Source organism: Neisseria sp. P0020.S003, assembly GCF_051957095.1.
GTDB classification, from domain to species: domain Bacteria; phylum Pseudomonadota; class Gammaproteobacteria; order Burkholderiales; family Neisseriaceae; genus Neisseria; species Neisseria subflava.
In genome coordinates this window covers 1-485 of the sequence record NZ_JBQCWU010000059.1, presented here as the reverse complement: position 1 = coordinate 485, position 485 = coordinate 1, and the positions used below count along the sequence as shown (strand labels likewise).

At 52.8% G+C, this 485-nt stretch carries 1 protein-coding gene; it reads left to right on the top strand.

Going from position 1 to position 485, the window contains the following annotated elements; translation table 11 throughout:
* Positions 1–21: 21 nt before the first annotated feature.
* Positions 22–485 (top strand): GntR family transcriptional regulator (locus ACTHTQ_RS11305; protein WP_440363970.1); only part of this gene is annotated, 464 nt, incomplete at its 3' end.

The following is a 485-nucleotide window of genomic DNA, read 5'->3' as shown; positions in this document are numbered from 1 at the left end:
GTTTTCGACCGGCTCGAAAACATGATTACTTCCGGTGAATTGACGCCGGGCGATGAGATGCCGTCCGAGCGTGTTCTGATGGAGCGTTTTGGCGTTGGACGGCCCGCGATCCGCGAGGCGATGCAGTCACTTGCCAAGATGGGACTGGTCAGCATCTCGCATGGTGAGCGTGCCAAGGTTTTGAAGTTGACGGCAAAGTCGATTTTTCAGCAGGTGGATCCGACTGCGAAGATCATGATTGCGCAATCAATGGACACGCTGGAAGACTTGAAGAGCGCGCGAATTTTCTTCGAACGTGGTATTATTCGCGAGATTGCACAGAAGACAACGGAAGATGATATCGCCGAGCTGCGGGAGATCATCGAACGGCAGCGGAAATCGCTCGGTGATGCAGACGCAGTCATCGCTGCCGATATGGAGTTTCATGTCCGGATAGCTAGAATTGCTGGTAATCCAATATTGGTCGCAGTAAGCGAAGCTATGCT